Here is a 13,264-nt window from a genome sequence, read left to right as displayed (position 1 = left end):
GAGCGCTTAGCAAGCCGTCTGCCATATGGCAACACTATTGACGCTCTTGCCACATGGCAATAGTTCAGCCAAACTTGGCACGTGCCCACAGGAAGAACGCCGGAACCCGGCTCGCTCAGTCGCCACGTCGCGAATCTGCTCGCCGTCGAGATCGCTCGTCGCGGGCTGCGTCAGACCGATGTCGCCGCCCAGGCCGGCATGTCGGCCTCGCAGCTGTCGCGCGTCCTCGCCGCGAAGAAGGTCTTCACGATCGATCAGCTCGACGCGGTGTGCCGCGCCGTCGGCATCCCTATCGGGCAGGTCGTCGTCATGCCCGGCCGGCGGCGGTGGCCCGGCAGCGGAGCCGTCGACATCGCCGTGTCCAAGGCGCCGCAGAATGACCGCGGAGCGGACGAGTGTGACGGATGATGCAGCCGGGCGGCAGAATGCCGCCAACTCCGCCAAACTGGGCACGTGCCCTCAGGAAAGACCCCGGAACCCGGCCCGCTCAGTCGTCATGTGGCGAGCCTGCTCGCCACCGAGATCGCACGCCGCGGACTGCGCCAGACCGACGTCGCCGCCCAAGCGGGCATGTCGGCCTCGCAATTGTCGCGGGTGCTCGCTGCCAAGAAGGTCTTCACGATCGACCAACTCGACGCCGTCTGCCGCGCGGTCGGCATCCCTATCGCGCAGGTCGTCGTCATGCCGGGCCGGCAGTCTCGCCGGACCCGCGACGGGTCTCCCATCCCTCGCATCGATGTCGGACCCTCACGCGATACTGAGCGGGCGGTGGCCAAAGCGCCACACGATGACCGCGGAGGGGACGACGGTGACGGATGACGAACTTCTCGACACACTCGATCTTCTCGGCGTACGCCTGACGATCACCGACCTGCCTCCCGATCGCGACGGAGAGTACGAGCACGGGCTCCGTATCGTCCGGCTCCGGCCGGGAATGGCCCGACGCCTCCACCGGTCGGTGCTGGCACACGAGTGCGCTCATGCCGTCCACGGTGACGTGCCGCTTCGCGACCCGCACCACGCCGAACGGCAGGAGGCGAGAGCCGACGAATGGGCGGCGCGGATGCTGGTGTCCGTCGACGACTACGCGCGCGCCGAGAGCATTCACGACGGACACGTGGATGCGATGGCCCTCGAGCTCGATGTCACCGTCGACCTCATCCGGGCCTTCCAACGCACGCTCCGGCACCCTCGCACCCTTCGTATGCCGGACATCCCGACGGGCGCGGCGAGGTAGCACAGCGATCCGCATGCAGCCGACCGCATGAGTCGAGACGTAAAATCGAGGGATGCCCGGAGGCGCCTCGAGCGCAGGTCGGAGGCAGAAGCCGCTGGCCACCGGAGACACCGCGGGAGTCGCATTGCACGGAAACGCCACCACTCGTTACGACGACGTCGCCCTCCTCTCGGTCGCGAGTGTCCTCCCCTCCCGCATCACCCCGTCAGACGCGATAGAGGAGCGGCTGTCGGATGTGCTGCGTCAGCTGAAGCTCAAGCCCGGCCTGCTGCGACGCGTCGCGGGCGTGAACGAGCGGCGCAATTGGGCGGCGGGCGAGTCGTCCGACGACGCGACGATCCAGGCCGGCCGGCGAGCGCTCGACGAGGCGGGTGTGCGCCCGGACCAGATCGGACTGCTCATCAACACCTCGGTGTCGCGCAAGCATCTCGAGCCGTCGGTCGCGGTTCGGCTGCACCACGGGCTCGGCCTGCCCACCTCGGCCATCAACTTCGACGTGGCCAACGCCTGCCTCGGGTTCATCAACGGCATGAGCCTCGCGTCGGGCATGATCCAGTCGGGCCAAATCGACTACGCGATCATCGTCAACGGCGAGGATGCCGACGAGATCCAGGTCAACACCGTCGAGCGACTCAATCGCGGCGGTCTCGGCCGCGACGGCTTCATGAGCGAGTTCGCGTCGCTCACGCTCGGCTCCGGCGCCGCCGCGGCCGTGCTGGGGCGGGCGAGCGAGAACCCCGGCGGGCACCGGATCGTCGGTGGCGTCACCCGCGCGGCCACGCAGTTCCACGAGCTGTGCGTCGGCAGCGTCGACGGGATGTTCACCGACGCCAAAGCGCTCCTGAAAGGCGGGCTCGCGCTCGTCGTCGATGCGTGGAAGGAAGCGCAGTCGACCTTTTCGTGGTCGACGATCGACCGCTACATCACGCATCAGGTCTCGTCCGTGCACACCAACGCGATCGTCAAGGCGGTCGGTCTCGACCGGCGTCGTGTGCCGGTGACCTACCCTCACCTGGGCAACGTCGGACCGGCGTCCATCCCGATCACCCTCGATGCGGAGAAGTCGACGTTGCAGCGTGGCGACCGGGTCCTGCTGATGGGGGTCGGGTCGGGCCTGAACACCAGCATGCTGGAGCTCGCCTGGTGATCCCCTCGGTGCCGCGGGAGCTGCCCGGAGTAGAGAGCAACGTGTCGACGACCCGCGTCGTCACCGGGGTCGGCGCCGACGCCGGGTCGCAGCGCCGCTGGCACCTGCTCGACACCGCCCCGCTGCTCGCGCGCGAAGGCATCAAGCCCGTCGGGACGATCATCGCCGTGCACGGCAACCCGACCTGGTCGTACCTCTGGCGCGGCCTCGTCGCTGCGTCGTTGCAGCGTGCACGGGCCGGCGGGCCGGCCTGGCGGATCGTCGCCGTCGACCAGCTCGAGATGGGCTACTCCGAGCGGACGTCGCTGACGAGAGGTCTGCCCCAGCGCATCGCCGACCTCGGTGCGATCATCGACGACCTCGACATCGCCGGCACCCTCGTCACTCTCGGACACGACTGGGGCGGCCCGGTCTCTCTCGGGTGGGCCGTGCGCAATCGTGACCGGGTCGACGCCGTCGCCGTGCTCAACACGGCTGTGCACCACCCGGCCGGGATGCCGCTGCCCTCGGCCCTGCGCGTCGCAGGAGCCCGATCGCTGCTGGCCACCACCACGGTCAAGACGACCGCGTTCCTCGACACGACCCTCGCGCTGGCCGATCCCCCGCTCGCGCCCGACGTGCGCGCCGCCTACCGGGCGCCCTACGCGTCGAGCGAGCTCCGCCGGGGCATCGGCGCTTTCGTCGCCGACATCCCCGCGACGCCCGACCACCCGAGCACACCGGCGCTGGATGAGCTCGCGGGCGGTCTCGTAGACCTCACCGTGCCCGCCCTGCTGCTTCGCGGACCGCGCGACCCCGTGTTCGGCGAGCACCACCTCGACGATCTCGCGCGTCGACTCCCGCACGCCGACGTCCACCGTTTCGAAGGCGCCGGTCACATGCTCGCCGAGGAACGACCGTACGCAGAGCTGGTGCTCGACTGGCTCGACGACAAGGGCCTGTCCGGCGGCGACCACGGCGACTCCGTCGACCGCGGCATTCGCGCCGAGGAGGAGAACGCGTACGGCGACGCTCAGCCGTTCGTTCCGATCTGGCAGCGACTGTACGACCGGCGCGACGACGGGGACACCGCCGTGGTCGACCTCACCCGTCGGGTCGGCGGCGAACCGCTCGATGTCAGCTGGAACGAACTCGCGCAGCGCGTCGACCAGCTCGCCGCCGGATTCGCGGCGTTCGGCATCCGTCCCGGAGACCGCGTCTCGCTCCTGGTCCAGCCCGGCCCGACCCTGACGGCCGTGCTCTACGCATGCCTTCGCATCGGTGCCGTCGTGGTCGTCGCGGACCGGGGGCTGGGCATCCGCGGACTCTCGCGGGCCGTTCGCGGCACCGCGCCCGCCTTCGTCATCGGCGAGCAGGCGGGCCTCGCAGCGGCCCGCGCACTCGGATGGCCCGGCCGACGCATCTCGGCGCCGAACCTTCCGGCGCCGGCAGCGCGCGCGCTCGGCGTCGAGGCGAGTCTGGCCGAGATCGCGGCTTCCGGGTCGCGTGCCACCGTTCCGGCACCCCCGAGCGCGCACGACGAGGCGGCCATCCTCTTCACGTCGGGTTCGACGGGACCGGCGAAGGGCGTCGTCTACACGCACGCGCAACTGGCCGCGCTACGCGACACCCTGGGGGCGCACTTCGACGTCACCCCGGACGTCGGACTGGTCACGGGCTTCGCTCCGTTTGCGCTGCTCGGACCCGCGCTCGGTACGCGATCGGCGACGCCGCGCATGGACGTCTCGGCACCGCGCACCCTCACGGCGTCGGCCGTCGCCGAAGCCGTGCGCGCCTCGCGTGCGCGAATCGTGTTCCTCTCCCCCGCCGCCGTCGCGAACGTCTGCGCCACAGCCGGCGCGCTCACTCCCGACGATCGCGCAGCGCTCGCGCAGGTCCGGACGTTCCTCTCGACCGGCGCGCCGGTGAGCATCGATCTCCTGCGTCAGGCGCACCAGCTCATGCCCGCCGCCGCGGCGCATACGCCGTACGGCATGACCGAGTGCCTGCTCGTCACCGACGTCACCCTCGGCGAGCTCGAGAGCGCACAGCAGGCACCCGACGCCGGGGTCTGCGTCGGCACGCCGATCGGATCGGGCACGGTGCGCATCTCGGCTCTCGACGACGACGGGCGCGCAACGGGCGATCTGTCGGACACGCCGCACGTGACGGGTGAGATCGTCGTCTCGGCACCGCACCTCAAGCGCGGATATCACCGCCTCTGGGCTACCGACCGCGATGCCGTACGCGGCACTCAGGCGCATCCGGGACGCTGGCACCGCACCGGCGATGTCGGCCACCTCGACGGCGAAGGCAGGCTCTGGGTCGAGGGGCGGCTCCCCCACGTCATCGTCACGACCGACGGCCCCGTGACGCCCGTCGGTCCCGAGCAGCAGATCGAGAGCATCGACGACGTTCGCCGTGCCGCGATCGTCGGGGTCGGACCGCGCGGCCGCCAGGTCTGCGTCGCGGTCGTCGAGACGACGCCCGGCGCGCGTCGGCCGGGCCTCGCACCGTCGGATCTGGCCGAGCGCATCCGCGCGGCATCCGACACGCCCGTCGCTGCGGCGCTCATCGTCCCGGCGCTGCCGACCGACATCCGTCACAACTCCAAGATCGACCGGTCGCGCTTGGCGGCATGGGCCGAGCGCGTGCTCGCGGGCGCGAAGCCGAGCGCGCCGTGATCGTCCTCGCCACCGGTGCATCCGGATTTCTCGGTCGCGCCGTCGTCGCCGAGCTGATCTCCGCCGGACATGAGGTGCGGACCCTGCAGCGTCGCCCCTCGGGTGTCGCCGGCGCGCACGACGTCCGGGGATCCGTCACGGATGCGAGGACCGTGTCGGATGCGGTGGCGGGCGCCGATGCCGTCGTCCACCTCGCCGCGAAGGTGTCGCTCGCCGGTGACCGGCGCGAGTTCCACGACGTCAACGTCGGCGGCACGACGACCCTCCTCGACGCCGCGGCGGCAGCCGGCGTGGCGCGCTTCGTCCAGGTCTCCTCACCATCGGTCGCCCATGCCGGGTCTGCGCTCGCGGGAGCGGGGGCCGACCCGGCCGACCCCGTCCGCGCGCGCGGCGAATACGCGCGCACGAAGGCGGAGGCCGAGCTCATCGCGCTGAGCCGCGACAGCGCAGCCATGCACGTCGTCGCGGTGCGGCCGCACCTGGTGTGGGGGCCGGGCGACCCGCAGCTCATCGAGCGCATCGTCGCTCGGGCGCGGCGGCGCACCCTGCCCCTCCTCAACGGCGGCACGGCGCTGATCGACACCACGTACGTCGATAACGCCGCCTCCGGCATCGTCGCGGCCCTGCACCGGGCGGATGCCGTCGGCGGTCGCGCCTACGTGCTCACCAACGGCGAACCGCGGCCCGTGGGCGACCTGATGGCGGGCATCTGCCGCGCAGCGGGAGCCCCCGAGCCGAAGCTGCGCCTACCGGCTGCCGTCGCGCGCGCGGCGGGAGCCGCCGTGGAGAAGGTCTGGGAGGTGCGTCCCGGCGCCGACGAGCCGCCGATGACGCGCTTCCTCGCCGAACAGCTGTCGACCGCGCACTGGTTCGATCAGACCGACATCCGGCGCGACCTGCAGTGGGCGCCGACCGTCTCTATCGATGAGGGCCTCGCGCGCCTCGCGGAGCACTACGCCGCTCGTCGCTGAGTCGCGCTCATCACACCTCAGCGGACTCGGCGCCGCCAGGGTACGACGGCGATGACGACGCCGACGAAGGCCACACCGGCCGCGACCGTGGCGGCCAGCAGCGACGGTCCCGCCGGAGGGGGCGCGATCGCGTCGAGGACGATCGATGCGGCGAGCAGCCCCACGACCGATCCGAGGCCCAGAAGCAGCACGCCGGTGCGCTTCACCAGCGCGGCCGAGATGACGATGTAGACGACCCCCATCGCGCCGCCCAGGTACATCCAGGGCTCGGACGGCAGCGCCGCGGGCATTCCATTGAGGGTCACGCTCACCGCAGCCGCGATGCCGAGCGCGATGGAGCCGCCCGTGAAGTTCACGACCGTCGTCGACAGCGGGCTGCCAAGCTCTTGGCGCAGGCGCCCGTTGGTGCCCTGCTGCCAGGCGATGCCGGCTCCGGCGATGAGCGGCAGCGCTAGCATCCACCACGCGACCGGTTCACCCCGCTGACCGAGCGCGCACAGGACGACTCCGACGATCGCGAGCAGTCCCCCGACCAGGCGGGGCACGGTCACGGCGACCACCCCGGCGGGTCCGTACCCGACGCGATCGAGTACCAGGCCGCCCGCCGTCTGGCCCGCGACCAGCCCGACGGTGAAGAGCGCGACTCCGATCGTGGCGACGGTGAGCCCCTGCGTGGCGACCGTGACGGCGCCCGCGAGGCCGCCCAGCAGCATCCAGATCGGGATGCCGCGCCCCGCCCCCGCGATCAGGAGACGGAGTCCCCGCCGCCCGCTGGGAGCCAGCAGGGTGATCGCGAGGATGAGCACCAGCCCGCTTCCGAACGAGATGGATGCCGCGACGAACCCGTCACCGATCGCTGCGCCGAGCGCGCCGTTGATGCGCGCTTGAACGGCGGTGAGGACGCCGATGAACACCGTCGCGGCGATCGCCGCTCCGAGCGGCAGAGCCGGGGGTCGAGTCTGATCGGTCACTCGGTCAATAGTGCATCAGGAGCGCCGCACGCCACGAACCCGCGAGCACTGCATCCGCCCCCTCTTGACGCTCGCAGGACGAACCGGGACCGTGGAGAAGGAGAACGGGGAACGGTTCGCGGGTCTGGTCCGCACGTCGCACATCCCCCCTCGGTGCGGCGGCCGACCCGCGAATCGTTCTTCTCGGGGACCATCATGGGGCGATTCATCTATGGCAACGGCAACACCAAAGTCGAGATCGAGGACCGCGCGCTCGCGCACCTGCAGCAGGTGATCGGGTCGAAGCTGCGGCGCAACGAGTGCTTCTTCTTCACGTGGCGCGACGACGTGAGCATCGGCGACGGGCGGCGGTCGGTCTGGATCCATCAGAACGCCGACCTGGTATTCAAGTACCACGGTCACCGTTCGCCGCAGCTCAACCGCGACTGGCTCGAGGCGCTCACCGCCGTCGCGAATTCCGGGAGCGGTCTGTACCTGACCCCGGAGCCGACCCCTCGCGGTCGCGGCGGTCGCGATGCCGTGACGATGCACGATCGTGCCGACATGATCGGGCTGCACTGACGCGACGCTTAGGCTTGTCCCATGTACGTGGGCACCATTCGTCGTGTCGAGAACACCACCGTCGAGCTTGCCGGGCACTCGCTCGAGGAGATCCGCGATCAGGCGCAGGCTGCCGCGCCGGAGGGCTTCGACCTCGTGTCGGCTCCCGTCCAGATGATCAAGGGCAGCACAGAGCTGAAGGCGACCGCGACGTATCAGCGGCGCGACGGTTTGCGCGACATCGAGGCCGATGACCGGCAGGCGCTTTTCGCGCAGGTGCCGGAGGGCTGGCAGCTCGTCAACATCCGCAAGCACTGACGACGCGTCCGCGCGCCATCTCGTCGGGATGTCGTCGGGCCATGACAGTCTTCGGGCCGGGAGAGGAGAACCCGGCCTGTGGGGACCAACAAGCGCTACGCCGATGCGATCGATCGCCGTGCCGACGAGCGCACCGAGCGGGTCCTCATGCGCATCCCGCCGTGCACGATCCCGATGCAGGCCTACGGCCCCGACCCGCTCGAGTGGCCGGCGGAGCGGCCCACGGTGTGGGCATGGGTGTCGTGGCCGCACAAGCCGGCCGAACGGGTCGCGGCTGTCGCACACGGATGGAACGACCGCGTCGTGGTGGTGCATTGGATGAGCCCCGCCGGCGAGCTCAACACGGTCGTCTGGCGCAACGCCGTCACGCGTCGGAGCGACCACAGGCGCGGTTAGCCCGCCGAGCGCGAGTTGGCAACCCCGTGCCGCATCGCGGGGTGAGGTGGCATCGTGCACGGCGATGCGTTACGTGAAGTACGGGGGCGAGACTTTCATCACCAGCGACGCCGTCGCCCGCGCGCTGCTGGCTCTGACCGCGAGCGTCGCCGCCACATCGGGAAGTGAAGTCGTCACCATCCTCGCAATCGAGCCGGGATCGGAGGAACCCGCGCAGGTCGACCTCGTGATCGGGACGGGCATCCACATCCTGTCCCGGCCCGCCGCCATCGACATCCCGGAGCCGGATTTCGAGGATGCCGTCGGCTGGCTGCAGCTTCATCCCGACTATCCCCGGCTCGCGCCTGAGCCAGGCCCGACAGCCGACACCGACGACCTCACGTCGTGGAACGACGATTTCGGCGGAGCGATCGACATCATCTGATGCCTGCCGCAGTGTGGCACGGAGCTGTGGAACGCAACGTGCTGATCCCGTTTCAGTAGAGGCGAGCATCGAAGCGAACGCCGCGGGCGCGGGCGTCGGGAACGGTCGCGAGCTCAGGTGATAATGAGCGCTGGCAACACGACAGGGTGTTTTGCCGGGTGCCATTGGAGGAGCGCATGCCGTTTCGCACGAAGGAAACACTGGAGGCCTGGCTGGCCGAGTTCGCTGAGCTCGGTTACCCGATCAGCGAGCGGCTGCGGGTCATGCCTCAGGACGGCACCGGGGGCCACGACACCGGCCTCATCGGCCTCGACCTGGTGAACGCCGGCACCGTGACCTACCTGCAGCCCGAGCCCGTCGGGTCGACGCACTGGGCGATCACGTTCGAAGCGCGCGAGCAGGACGTCAAGCTCGACGCGGGCCGCGCCTTCGAACTCTCTTCAGAGCTCGCGATGGTGTCCGCTCTGTGCTCGTTCCTGCAGTCCAAGTCCGCCGCGTTCATCGCCAGCCGGGCGGCCTGAGGACTCAGTCGCCGGGCGGCTCCGGGACCAACCGCAACCCGGCCGCGCTGTTCGCCGCCTCATTGAGAACCACGAGCCACCGCCGGTTGAGGGTCCCCGTCGGCGCTTCGGTGAAGCTGAAGTACAGCGAGGAGGCGCGTGAGATCCAGACGCTTCCGTACTCGCCTTCCTGCCCCGCGGCCGCGTCGTCACCATGCGTGTCGGGCTCGCTGCCCCATGTGAAGACGAAGCTCTCGTCGCGACGGAGCTTGGTGACGATGACCGCACGGAGATGCTGCAGCGCCCAGTCGTCGATGTTGATGGCCGGTGCGACACCGTAGATCAGATGTCCCATGGTTCTCCCTCTCGAGCAGCGGTCGCGACCCGCCCCGGACCGGGGCTCCTCTGACGCCTGAGCGTCCGAGCGGCTGACCAAAATGTACCGCGCCCGTCGGGCGTCGGGAGACCGCGCCGAGGGCGCAAATGATGCGTCGCGCTCCCCCGCTCGCGCAAGCCACCTTGCATACTTTCGCCACCCGACGACAATTGTCCAGTGCGTCGGATCCACTACGGAACGGGCGTCGTCCTCACGACGGACGACGTCGCCGACGTGTTGCTCCGACTCAACGTCGCCCTCGCCAACCTTGCGCACTCCGAGCGGGTGACGATTCCCGTCGCGAGCGGCGATTCCGCGAACAGCAGCGTCGACCTCATCCTCGGCCCCGGCATCGCGATCATGTCCGAGCCCGCTCCGTGGCACGGAGACGAACCGGACTTCTCGACCGGTGCCACCCTGCTCCGGATGAACCCGCACTACCCCTATCGGCGCCCCGCCGGACAGGCGCAGCCGATGGCGCCGATCGACACGGACGACTGGGACCCCGATCTCGAGGGCTACTGAGCCGAGGCGTTGCGATAGCGTTGCGAGACATGAAGCCCCGCCATCGTCTGCGCCGCCTCAGCCTGCTCTCGCTAGCCCTCCTTCTCGCAGCGACAGGGTGCACGGCGAATACTCCCGACGAGGAGACGAGGCTCACGACGACGCCTCCTCCATCGCAAGCTCCGCAGCAGACGGCTGAACCCGCGCCGTCGACGCCAACGGCGGCGCCGACGCCCAGGGTCGTCTCCGTACCGTCGTGCGCTGAGATGCTGACCACCGAGCAGGTGCGTGCAGCGGCTAACGATGACGCCCGAATCGGCCCTCTCTCCACCATCGCGTGGAGCGCCGAAGCTCTGCCCGGCCCGCTGGCTCGCGCCGCATATGAGGGCGCTCGCGAAACGACGAGCTGCGGCTGGGGTGTTCCGATGTCGGACGGAGTCGTGAACGTGGAAGTCGCCCTTCTCGAGCCTCAGGTAGAGCAGGAGCTGCGGACCGCGCTCACGGCCTCGAACGAGTACACCTACGAGAGCTTCTCGCGTGTCGATGTCTTCCACCGCGATGTCGAAGACGGCATCGGGAGTGTCCTGGCATATGCATTGAGCGACGGAGTATGGGTGATCGTCGACGGCACGCTCGTCACCAAGACGACCGCCGCGGAACTCGCACGCGACGTGATGGGACGGATCCCCACGAGCTGAGCTGACCTTACTGAGCCGACTACGGGACTCGAACCCGTAACCCCCGTATTACAAGTACGGTGCGCTACCAATTGCGCCAAGTCGGCAAGGCGTCCAGTCTAGCGACGGACGCGAGCGGCGCCGAAACTCCCGCGAGCCTCGCAGGCGGCCCGTCAGGACGCGGGCGCCTCGGTCGGCGTCGGAGTCGGGGTGGGCGCGGACTTGTAGTACGCGTCGCTCGCGGTCGTCAGCACGAACTGCGAGAACTCGGCCGGGTCGCTCAGGTCGCCGATGTACTGCTTGCCGTTGACGAGCACCATCGGTGTTCCGGTCAGCGCCAGCCCATTCGTGTCGGGGATGCCGGCGACGGCGCGCTCGGTCGCCGACTTCGCCCATGCGGCGTACGAGCCCGACTCGATGCAGTCGCGGACGACGCGGGTCGAGTCGACGCCGGAAGCCTGCGCCATGTTGGCGAGCTCGCTGTCGGAGTAGCCGTCGGAGTCGACCTCGGGCTGACGCGTCAGCAGTTCGTTGTTGAACGCGAAGAAGGCGTCGGGCGCGTTCGTCGCAACGCACGCTGCAGCGCTGGCCGCACGGAGCGAGTACTTCGTCCCGTTCGACTTCGCCGTCAGCATCGCGACCGGGTAGTAGCTGAGCGTGACCGCACCGTCGTCGACCCACGAGGTCAGCTGCTGCGCATTGGCGACCTGCCACTCGCGCGCGCCGGCGGAGAGATAGTCGACGTAGACCCGGATCTCGACGGGCGGTGCCGTCGTGGAGGTCGGAGTAGGAAGGCCCTCGGCGGGAGTCGCGGCCGCGGCATCCGGGGCGGGCTCGGCAGGCGCGGACGCGTCGGTCTCGGCGGCGATGTCGGTGGAGACCGAGGTGTTGACGACGTCGGCGACGACGAAACCGTCGCCCGACGCGGTGGCGGGCTCGAGCTGCGGCTTGCTGCCGGCGCTCGAGACGGTCATGGTGACGGCCACCGCTGCGGCTGCCACGACTCCGACAGCGAGCACCCCGAGACCCGAGCGACGCGCGATGCGCGCACGCGACTGCCGGGTGTGAACCTGCAGCGCCTTCTCGCGCACCGCCTCGCGACGGTCGATGACTGCCGGCGATTCGGGAGCGTCAGGAGTGTCGTCAGAAGACATGGAACCTCGGGGAACAGAAGTAAGGATGAGGCCGCGCGGGGCGACTCGCGGCGGGCCTCACGGGTCACTCGATGGTAATCAGCCAGCCTGGGAAAGCCCAGAGCACCACCCGGAATGCGTTGTCTCCCGCACGCCCGCGCCCGTGCCATACTGAGAGCGCGCCCGATGAGGGGCGTACGGGGGCGACCCCGTTCCATTCACAACGGATCGTCCGGCACGTACCTGCCGGTGAAGGAGAAGAAACGATGGCGACTGTCACTTTCGACAACGCAACCCGTCTGTACCCCGGTGGCACGCGCCCCGCGGTCGACAAGCTCAACCTCGAAGTGGGCGACGGCGAGTTCCTCGTTCTGGTCGGCCCCTCCGGTTGCGGAAAGTCCACCTCGCTGCGCATGCTCGCCGGCCTCGAAGAGGTCAACTCGGGCAGCATCCGCATCGGTGAGCGCGACGTCACCGACGTTCCCCCGAAGGACCGCGACATCGCGATGGTCTTCCAGAACTACGCGCTCTACCCGCACATGACGGTCGCCGAGAACATGGGCTTCGCGCTCAAGATCGCCGGCGTCGGCAAGGAAGAGCGCGCGCAGCGCGTGCTCGAGGCCGCCAAGCTCCTCGACCTCGAGGAGTACCTGACCCGCAAGCCGAAGGCCCTCTCGGGTGGTCAGCGTCAGCGTGTCGCGATGGGCCGCGCCATCGTCCGCAAGCCCCAGGTGTTCCTCATGGACGAGCCGCTGTCGAACCTCGACGCCAAGCTCCGCGTCCAGACGCGCACCCAGATCGCTTCGCTGCAGCGCAGCCTCGGCGTCACCACGGTCTACGTCACGCACGACCAGACCGAGGCCCTCACCATGGGTGACCGCATCGCGGTCCTCAAGGACGGCATCCTGCAGCAGGTCGGCACGCCGCGCGACCTGTACGAGAAGCCGAACAACGTCTTCGTCGCCGGCTTCATCGGCTCGCCCGCCATGAACCTGTTCACGGCGTCGCTCGCCGAGGGCGGCGTGCAGTTCGGCACCAAGGTCGCCGCGGTCGAGGCCGACACGCTCGGCAAGGCGCACGGCTCGACGGTCACGATCGGCATCCGCCCCGAGGACATCATCGTCAACCCCGAGGACGGCCAGGGCCTGACCGTCGACGTCGACCTGGTCGAGGAGCTCGGTGCTGACGGCTACCTCTACGGCCACACCGACATCAACGGCAAGCGCACCGACATCGTCGCGCGCGTCGACGGCCGCCGTCACCCGAACGCGGGCGACCGGGTCGTCCTCGCCCCCGTCACCGGACACGTCCACGTGTTCGACGGCGAGACCGGCGAGCGCCTCACCGACAAGGCCATCGCTTCGGCCTGATCCGGTATCTTCGTACGCTGCGGCGCGGGTGGCCTCT

Annotated in this window: 17 protein-coding genes and 1 tRNA gene; 14 read left to right on the top strand and 4 right to left on the bottom strand. The window is 69.7% G+C overall.

Going from position 1 to position 13,264, the window contains the following annotated elements; translation table 11 throughout:
• Positions 1-81 precede the first annotated feature (81 nt).
• The 6 genes from ABIC53_RS02895 (at position 82) to ABIC53_RS02870 (ending at position 6,018) form a co-directional block, all read left to right on the top strand.
• A complete protein-coding gene (locus tag ABIC53_RS02895; protein ID WP_354450282.1) occupies positions 82-408 on the top strand; it encodes a helix-turn-helix domain-containing protein in 327 nt (108 codons plus the stop codon).
• Positions 409-453: 45 nt separating this feature from the next.
• Positions 454-819, top strand: a complete 366-nt coding sequence (locus ABIC53_RS02890; RefSeq protein ID WP_354450280.1) for a helix-turn-helix domain-containing protein — start codon at positions 454-456, stop codon at positions 817-819.
• Positions 809-1,237, top strand: a complete 429-nt coding sequence (locus ABIC53_RS02885; protein WP_354450278.1) for an ImmA/IrrE family metallo-endopeptidase — start codon at positions 809-811, stop codon at positions 1,235-1,237. The genes ABIC53_RS02890 and ABIC53_RS02885 overlap by 11 nt, the downstream gene beginning before the upstream one ends.
• Positions 1,238-1,361: 124 nt before the next feature.
• Positions 1,362-2,384, top strand: a complete 1,023-nt coding sequence (locus ABIC53_RS02880) for a 3-oxoacyl-ACP synthase III (RefSeq protein WP_240309742.1) — start codon at positions 1,362-1,364, stop codon at positions 2,382-2,384.
• Between the two features lie 41 nt (positions 2,385-2,425).
• Positions 2,426-5,047 carry an alpha/beta fold hydrolase gene (locus ABIC53_RS02875; protein WP_354450276.1) on the top strand — a complete coding sequence of 874 codons (2,622 nt, stop codon included), beginning with the start codon at positions 2,426-2,428 and terminating at the stop codon, positions 5,045-5,047.
• The gene (locus ABIC53_RS02870; protein WP_354450274.1) at positions 5,044-6,018 is read left to right on the top strand and encodes an NAD-dependent epimerase/dehydratase family protein; all 975 of its coding nucleotides are present in this window, start codon (positions 5,044-5,046) and stop codon (positions 6,016-6,018) included. The genes ABIC53_RS02875 and ABIC53_RS02870 overlap by 4 nt, the downstream gene beginning before the upstream one ends.
• A 17-nt stretch (positions 6,019-6,035) precedes the next feature.
• Here the strand turns inward: ABIC53_RS02870 and ABIC53_RS02865 are convergent, their stop codons facing one another.
• The gene (locus ABIC53_RS02865; RefSeq protein WP_258524673.1) at positions 6,036-6,989 is read right to left on the bottom strand and encodes a DMT family transporter; all 954 of its coding nucleotides are present in this window, start codon (positions 6,987-6,989) and stop codon (positions 6,036-6,038) included.
• Positions 6,990-7,184: 195 nt separating this feature from the next.
• On the opposite strand from ABIC53_RS02865, the gene ABIC53_RS02860 reads away from it, so the two are divergent.
• The 5 genes from ABIC53_RS02860 (at position 7,185) to ABIC53_RS02840 (ending at position 9,188) form a co-directional block, all read left to right on the top strand.
• Positions 7,185-7,550 carry a DUF7882 family protein gene (locus ABIC53_RS02860; RefSeq protein ID WP_282501161.1) on the top strand — a complete coding sequence of 122 codons (366 nt, stop codon included), beginning with the start codon at positions 7,185-7,187 and terminating at the stop codon, positions 7,548-7,550.
• Between the two features lie 21 nt (positions 7,551-7,571).
• The gene (locus ABIC53_RS02855; RefSeq protein ID WP_112617109.1) at positions 7,572-7,847 is read left to right on the top strand and encodes a hypothetical protein; all 276 of its coding nucleotides are present in this window, start codon (positions 7,572-7,574) and stop codon (positions 7,845-7,847) included.
• Positions 7,848-7,925: 78 nt separating this feature from the next.
• On the top strand, positions 7,926-8,243 hold the full coding sequence (locus tag ABIC53_RS02850; RefSeq protein ID WP_274178655.1) for a hypothetical protein: 318 nt from the start codon (positions 7,926-7,928) through the stop codon (positions 8,241-8,243).
• A gap of 64 nt (positions 8,244-8,307) precedes the next feature.
• Complete coding sequence (locus tag ABIC53_RS02845; RefSeq protein ID WP_274178656.1) at positions 8,308-8,667, top strand: hypothetical protein; 360 nt, start codon at positions 8,308-8,310, stop codon at positions 8,665-8,667.
• 176 nt (positions 8,668-8,843) lie between these two features.
• Entirely contained in the window at positions 8,844-9,188 is a 345-nt protein-coding gene (locus ABIC53_RS02840; protein WP_274178657.1) for a hypothetical protein, read from the top strand.
• A 4-nt stretch (positions 9,189-9,192) separates the two neighbouring features.
• Here the strand turns inward: ABIC53_RS02840 and ABIC53_RS02835 are convergent, their stop codons facing one another.
• Entirely contained in the window at positions 9,193-9,522 is a 330-nt protein-coding gene (locus tag ABIC53_RS02835; RefSeq protein ID WP_274178658.1) for a DUF7882 family protein, read from the bottom strand.
• A 198-nt stretch (positions 9,523-9,720) separates the two neighbouring features.
• On the opposite strand from ABIC53_RS02835, the gene ABIC53_RS02830 reads away from it, so the two are divergent.
• Together ABIC53_RS02830 and ABIC53_RS02825 are read left to right on the top strand one after the other, a co-directional pair.
• Positions 9,721-10,068 (top strand): hypothetical protein, encoded by a 348-nt coding sequence (locus ABIC53_RS02830; protein WP_282501162.1) that lies wholly within the window; start codon positions 9,721-9,723, stop codon positions 10,066-10,068.
• A 245-nt stretch (positions 10,069-10,313) separates the two neighbouring features.
• Positions 10,314-10,745, top strand: a complete 432-nt coding sequence (locus tag ABIC53_RS02825) for a hypothetical protein (protein ID WP_274178660.1) — start codon at positions 10,314-10,316, stop codon at positions 10,743-10,745.
• 13 nt (positions 10,746-10,758) lie between these two features.
• Here the strand turns inward: ABIC53_RS02825 and ABIC53_RS02820 are convergent.
• Both ABIC53_RS02820 and ABIC53_RS02815 read right to left on the bottom strand, forming a co-directional pair.
• A tRNA-Thr gene (locus ABIC53_RS02820) sits at positions 10,759-10,831 on the bottom strand.
• Between the two features lie 66 nt (positions 10,832-10,897).
• Complete coding sequence (locus tag ABIC53_RS02815; RefSeq protein ID WP_274178661.1) at positions 10,898-11,878, bottom strand: DsbA family protein; 981 nt, start codon at positions 11,876-11,878, stop codon at positions 10,898-10,900.
• Positions 11,879-12,123: 245 nt separating this feature from the next.
• Between ABIC53_RS02815 and ABIC53_RS02810 the strand changes: the two genes are divergently transcribed.
• On the top strand, positions 12,124-13,227 hold the full coding sequence (locus ABIC53_RS02810; RefSeq protein WP_274178662.1) for an ABC transporter ATP-binding protein: 1,104 nt from the start codon (positions 12,124-12,126) through the stop codon (positions 13,225-13,227).
• Positions 13,228-13,264 lie beyond the last annotated feature (37 nt).

Source organism: Microbacterium sp. 1262 (assembly GCF_040544895.1).
GTDB classification, from domain to species: Bacteria; Actinomycetota; Actinomycetes; order Actinomycetales; family Microbacteriaceae; genus Microbacterium; species Microbacterium plantarum.
The sequence above is the reverse complement of the archived record's forward strand: the minus strand, read 5'-3'. Positions and strand labels throughout refer to the sequence as shown.